The sequence below is a fragment of the Streptomyces sp. KR55 genome (genome assembly GCF_052245645.1).
GTDB classification, from domain to species: Bacteria; Actinomycetota; Actinomycetes; order Streptomycetales; family Streptomycetaceae; genus Streptomyces; species Streptomyces flavusporus.
The window spans coordinates 21,065-27,327 of sequence record NZ_JBQQCE010000076.1; the positions used below are offsets into that span (position 1 = coordinate 21,065).

Here is a 6,263-nt window from a genome sequence, read left to right on the forward strand (position 1 = left end):
CTTTGTGATCTAGGGGTTTCAATCGACACCCACCCAGGTAGGGTCTGGAAGCGTCCAGCTCCCCTTGGAGGAGGTGAGGACCGTGGCAGCCCACGACGACGACATGAACCGCGGCATCCGCCCGGGACGCGGGTCCGAAGACCCGGCCGGGCAGATTGCCTACCTTGAGCAGGAGATCGCCGTCCTGCGACGCAAGCTCGCCGACTCTCCGCGACACACGAGAATTCTCGAAGAGCGGATCGTCGAGCTGCAGACCAACCTGGCCGGCGTGTCCGCACAGAACGAGCGACTCGCCAACACGCTCCGTGAGGCCCGCGACCAGATCGTGGCCCTCAAGGAAGAAGTCGACCGGCTCGCACAGCCACCGGCCGGCTTCGGAGTCTTCCTGCAGGCGAACGAGGACGGCACCGCCGACATCTTCACCGGCGGCCGCAAACTCCGCGTGAACGTCAGCCCCAGCGTCGAACTCGACGACCTGCGGCGCGGCCAGGAAGTAATGCTCAACGAAGCGCTCAACGTGGTCGACGCCATGGAGTTCGAGCGCGTCGGGGACATCGTCACCCTCAAGGAGATCCTCGAGGACGGCGAACGTGCCCTGGTGCTCGGGCACACCGACGAGGAACGGGTGGTACGGCTCGCCGAGCCGCTGCTGGACGTCACCATCCGCGCCGGCGACGCCCTGCTGCTCGAACCCCGCTCCGGCTACGTCTACGAGGTCGTCCCCAAGAGCGAGGTCGAAGAACTCGTCCTCGAAGAAGTCCCCGACATCGGCTACGACCAGATCGGCGGCCTCGGCAACCAGATCGAAGCCATCCGCGACGCGGTCGAGCTCCCGTACCTCTACCCGGACCTGTTCAAGGAGCACGAACTGCGCCCACCCAAGGGCGTCCTGCTCTACGGACCCCCCGGATGCGGCAAGACACTCATCGCCAAGGCCGTCGCCAACTCGCTGGCCAAGAAGGTCGCCGAAGTCACCGGCCAGGCCGCCGGCAAGAGTTTCTTCCTCAACATCAAGGGCCCCGAGCTCCTGAACAAGTACGTCGGTGAGACCGAGCGCCAGATCCGCCTCGTCTTCCAGCGCGCCCGTGAAAAGGCCAGCGAGGGCACCCCCGTGATCGTCTTCTTCGACGAGATGGAATCCCTCTTCCGCACCCGCGGCTCCGGCGTCAGCTCCGACGTGGAGAACACCATCGTCCCGCAGCTGCTCGCCGAGATCGACGGCGTGGAAGGCCTGCAGAACGTGGTCGTGATCGGCGCCTCCAACCGCGAGGACATGATCGACCCGGCCATCCTGCGCCCCGGCCGACTCGACGTGAAGATCAAGATCGAGCGCCCGGACGCCGAAGCGGCCAAGGACATCTTCGGCAAGTACCTCACCGAGCGCCTCCCGCTTCACTCCGAGGATCTCGGGGAACACGGTGGCGACAAGGACGCATGCGTCCAGGCCATGATCCAGACGGCCGTGGAACACATGTACGCGCCGAAACCGAGGAAAACCGCTTCCTGGAAGTCACCTACGCCAACGGCGACAAGGAAGTCCTCTACTTCAAGGACTTCAACTCCGGCGCCATGATCGAAAACATCGTGGGCCGCGCCAAGAAAATGGCGATCAAGGACTTCCTCGAGCACAACCAGAAAGGCCTCCGCGTCTCCCACCTCCTCCAGGCCTGCGTGGACGAGTTCAAGGAGAACGAGGACCTGCCCAACACCACCAACCCGGACGACTGGGCCCGCATCTCCGGAAAGAAGGGCGAACGGATCGTCTACATCCGCACCCTCATCACCGGAAAGCAGGGCGCAGACACCGGACGCTCCATCGACACGGTGGCCAACACCGGACAGTACCTGTAAAAGACAGGGCGGCTGCGGGTGCCCTCTCCGGGTACCCGCAGCCGACTGCTTTCCGGGCCATGGCCGGAGCAAGGCTAATGACGCAAATGATCTCCCCACCAGCGCGGAGGCGTTCTAGGCTCGTCGGTACCGCCGAGTCGCGCAGTGCGGGGACGGGCACCGCACACGCAACCCAGCGCCAGCGGTATCTGAGCGGCGCCCACGACCGAGGGAGCCGCCGGGCAAGGAGGGCCGCATGACCGTACGGCGAGTAATGGGCATCGAGACGGAGTACGGGATCTCCGTCCCCGGCCACCCCAACGCCAATGCCATGCTCACCTCATCCCAGATCGTCAACGCCTACGCGGCGGCGATGCACCGGGCCCGCCGGGCCCGCTGGGACTTCGAGGAGGAGAACCCCCTGCGGGACGCCCGAGGCTTCGACCTCGCCCGCGAGGCCGCCGACGCCAGCCAGCTCACCGACGAGGACATCGGCCTGGCCAACGTCATCCTCACCAACGGCGCCCGGCTCTACGTCGACCATGCCCACCCCGAATACAGCGCCCCCGAGGTCACCAACCCCCGCGACGCCGTCCTCTGGGACAAGGCTGGCGAACGAATCATGGCCGAAGCCGCCGAACGCGCAGCACAGCTGCCCGGCGCCCAGCCCATCCACCTCTACAAGAACAACACCGACAACAAAGGCGCCTCCTACGGCACACACGAGAACTACCTGATGAAGCGGGAAACCCCCTTCTCGGACATCGTGCGCCACCTCACGCCCTTCTTCGTCTCCCGCCAGGTCTTCGCCGGAGCAGGCCGCGTCGGCATCGGCCAGGACGGCCACGAACACGGCTTCCAGCTGAGCCAGCGCGCGGACTACTTCGAGGTCGAGGTGGGCCTGGAAACCACCCTCAAACGCCCCATCATCAACACACGCGACGAACCGCACGCCGACGCCGAGAAATACCGCCGCCTGCACGTGATCATCGGCGACGCGAACCTCTCCGAGATCTCGACCTACCTCAAGCTCGGCACGACGTCGCTGGTCCTGTCCATGATCGAGGACGGCTTCATCGCCGTCGACCTCGCCGTCGACCAACCCGTACGCACCCTCCACCAGGTCTCCCACGACCCGACACTCCAACGCCTGATCACCCTCCGCAGCGGCCGCACACTCACCGCGGTCCAACTGCAGATGGAGTACTACGAGCTGTCCCGCAAGTACGTGGAAGAGCGCTTCGGAGCCGACGCCGACGACCAGACCAAGGACATCCTGACCCGCTGGGAAGACACCCTCAACCGCCTGGAACGCGACCCCATGAGCCTCGCCGGCGAACTCGACTGGGTCGCCAAGCGAGAACTCATGGAGGGCTACCGGCGCCGCGACAACCTCGACTGGGACGCCGCCCGGCTGCACCTCGTCGACCTCCAGTACGCCGACGTACGCCCCGAGAAGGGCCTCTACAACCGTCTCGTCGCCCGCGGCCGCATGAAGCGCCTCCTGGACGACGCGGGCGTCGAACGGGCCATGGTCAAGCCCCCGGAGGACACACGCGCGTACTTCCGCGGCCGCTGCCTGGAGCAGTACGCCGACGACGTCGCCGCGGCCTCCTGGGACTCGGTGATCTTCGACCTGCCGGGACGGGACTCGCTCCAGCGCGTTCCAACCCTGGAACCGCTTCGCGGAACGCGTAATCACGTCAAGGAGCTCCTGGACCGCTGCCGCACCGCGGAAGACCTGGTCAGGGTCCTGTCCGGCGGGTGAGCAGATTCTCGGACGGGGCCGGGCACACAGAGTGGAAATCCCGGCCCCAGGGAATCATCGAGGTGGTCCCCGTACGTTGTAGGAACTGCGGGGACATTGTCAGACCCGGCTTGTAGGGTCTGATCATGACCGATCGGCAGGAAAGCCGACCTGTCGACCATGTCGGGCGAACCGAGCGGGGTGAGGGATATGGCAACCAAGGACACCGGCGGCGGACAGCAGAAGGCCACGCGCTCTACTGAGGAGGCCGAGGAGCAGGCTGCGGAGGCGCAGGCTGCGGAGGACCTCAAGGAGCGGCAGGAGAAGCTGAGCGACGACGTCGACTCTGTGCTGGACGAGATTGACGACGTACTCGAGGAGAATGCCGAGGATTTCGTGCGCTCGTTCGTTCAGAAGGGCGGGCAGTAAGCCTGTTTTCCCTTCGGATCGAAGGTTGGCGGCGGGGGAGTCGGAGTTGCTCGAGAGTGACGGTCTGAAGCGCTGCTCGCGGTGCAAGGAGTACAAGCCGCGGGCGGCCTTCGCCGGTAATAAGTCGACCAGTGATGGATTGCAGGCCTACTGCCGAGAGTGCTGGGCGGCGTACCACCAAGCCCGGCAACTGGCAAAGGGGAAGAACGTCCGGCCGCGGGTGAAGGCGCCCGAGGGGCACAAGTTCTGCCGGAGCTGCGGAGAGATCAAGCCACGCAGTGAGTGGCACCGAAACGCAACGGCGTCCGACGGCCTGTCGACGAGCTGCAAGGCGTGCCGGGCGGCGAAGGGTCGAGGAGACCATCTGAGGCGCCAATACGGCATCACCGTAGCCGAGCGCGACGAGTTGATCGCTTCCCAAGGGGGCGTCTGCTGCATATGTTTGGCGGCTCTGCCCGAGCATGTGGATCACTACCATGAGACGGGTAGGGTCCGTGGCGTACTGTGCTTCAGCTGCAACGCTGCACTGGGGCAGTTCAAGGATCGGCCCGACGCCATAAGGCGGGCTGCCGCATACGTGGAAGGAATCGCGTGGAAGCCAACACTCGTAGCACCGGGCGTCTACCAGCTGCCTTCCTGACGCCTGGGTCCTCCTCGTTCATGGACTTCCTGTCCGAGCACCAGCCGGAGCTGCTGCCCGGCAACCGGCAACTGCCGCCCACGCAGGGCGTGATCGAGGCGCCGCACGGCACCACGATCGTGGCCGTGACGTTCCCCGGCGGCGTGGTGCTGGCCGGTGACCGGCGGGCGACCATGGGTAATGTCATCGCCCAGCGCGACATTGAGAAGGTGTTCCCCGCCGACGAGTACTCGGCGGTCGGCATCGCCGGCACCGCCGGTCTGGCCGTGGAGATGGTGAAGCTGTTCCAGCTGGAGCTGGAGCACTTCGAGAAGGTCGAGGGCGCTCAGCTGTCGCTGGAGGGCAAGGCGAATCGGCTGTCGACGATGATCCGGTCCAACCTGGGCATGGCCATGCAGGGCCTGGCCGTGGTGCCGCTGTTCGCCGGTTATGACCTGGACCGCGGCAAGGGCCGCATCTTCTCCTACGACGTGACGGGCGGCCGTTCCGAGGAGCAGGGCTTCGCGGCCACGGGTTCCGGTTCGATCTTCGCGCGCGGGGCCATGAAGAAGCTCTTCCGTGAGGACTTCACCGAGGACCAGGCCACGACCCTGGTGGTGCAGGCCCTGTACGACGCGGCAGACGACGACTCGGCGACCGGTGGTCCCGATGTCGCCCGCCGGATCTACCCGATCGTCACCGTGATCACCGAGGACGGTTTCCGCCGGCTCACCGAGGACGAGGCCTCGCAGATCGCCCGTTCGGTGCTGGAGCGGCGGCTGGAGCTGCCCGACGGCCCGCGGGCCGCGCTGCTGTAGCCGTAGGCGGATCTTGTCCAGGGTGATGTCAGTGACTTCCACAGAAAGGGACGGATAACCGGTGTCGACGCCGTTCTATGTGTCACCTCAGCAGGCCATGGCCGACCGGGCGGAGTACGCCCGTAAGGGCATCGCCCGGGGCCGCAGCCTGGTCGTGCTGCAGTACTCCGACGGCATTGTGTTCGTCGGCGAGAATCCGTCCCGTGCGTTGCACAAGTTCAGCGAGATCTATGACCGGATCGGCTTTGCCGCGGCCGGCAAGTACAACGAGTACGAGAACCTGCGTATCGGCGGTGTGCGCTACGCCGACCTGCGGGGTTACACCTACGACCGTGACGACGTGACGGCCCGGGGTCTGGCCAACGTGTATGCGCAGACGCTGGGCACGATCTTCTCCAGTGCGGCCGAGAAGCCGTATGAGGTGGAGCTGGTTGTCGCGGAGGTCGGTGAGACGCCCGAGGGTGACCAGATCTACCGGCTGCCGCACGACGGCTCGATCGTGGACGAGCACGGCTCGGTCGCGGTCGGCGGCAATGCCGAGCAGATCAGCAGTTACCTGGATCAGCGCCATCAGGACGGTATGACGCTGGCTGAGGCGCTCAAGCTGGCCGTACAGGCCTTGTCCCGTGACACGAACGGCACTCAGCGGGAGATTCCGGCCGAGCGTCTGGAGGTGGCGGTGTTGGACCGTACGCGTCCGCAGAAGCGGAAGTTCCGGCGGATCACCGGTCGGCAGCTCGCCCGGTTGCTGGAGGCGGATGGCTCGGCGTCGGCGGCGGATGCCGAGGAGTCCGAGGACGAGTAACGCCCCGTCCACACC

Annotated in this window: 5 protein-coding genes and 1 pseudogene; all 6 read left to right on the top strand. The window is 66.0% G+C overall.

Features of this window, described 5'->3' with window-relative positions; translation table 11 throughout:
- Positions 1-82 precede the first annotated feature (82 nt).
- The 6 genes and pseudogenes from arc to prcA all read left to right on the top strand — a co-directional run bounded on the left by arc (position 83) and on the right by prcA (position 6,248).
- A pseudogene (gene arc / locus ACTWQJ_RS13985) lies at positions 83-1,851 on the top strand (proteasome ATPase).
- A gap of 235 nt (positions 1,852-2,086) precedes the next feature.
- On the top strand, positions 2,087-3,598 hold the full coding sequence (gene dop, locus ACTWQJ_RS13990; protein ID WP_374328962.1) for a depupylase/deamidase Dop: 1,512 nt from the start codon (positions 2,087-2,089) through the stop codon (positions 3,596-3,598).
- Between the two features lie 189 nt (positions 3,599-3,787).
- Entirely contained in the window at positions 3,788-4,006 is a 219-nt protein-coding gene (locus ACTWQJ_RS13995; RefSeq protein WP_443306957.1) for a ubiquitin-like protein Pup, read from the top strand.
- A gap of 46 nt (positions 4,007-4,052) precedes the next feature.
- Entirely contained in the window at positions 4,053-4,646 is a 594-nt protein-coding gene (locus ACTWQJ_RS14000; protein ID WP_443306958.1) for an endonuclease VII domain-containing protein, read from the top strand.
- Positions 4,598-5,443, top strand: coding sequence for a proteasome subunit beta (prcB, locus tag ACTWQJ_RS14005; RefSeq protein ID WP_443306959.1), 846 nt, complete (start codon positions 4,598-4,600; stop codon positions 5,441-5,443). The genes ACTWQJ_RS14000 and prcB overlap by 49 nt, the downstream gene beginning before the upstream one ends.
- Positions 5,444-5,504: 61 nt before the next feature.
- Positions 5,505-6,248, top strand: a complete 744-nt coding sequence (gene prcA / locus ACTWQJ_RS14010) for a proteasome subunit alpha (RefSeq protein WP_443306960.1) — start codon at positions 5,505-5,507, stop codon at positions 6,246-6,248.
- The last annotated feature ends 15 nt before the right edge of the window (positions 6,249-6,263 follow it).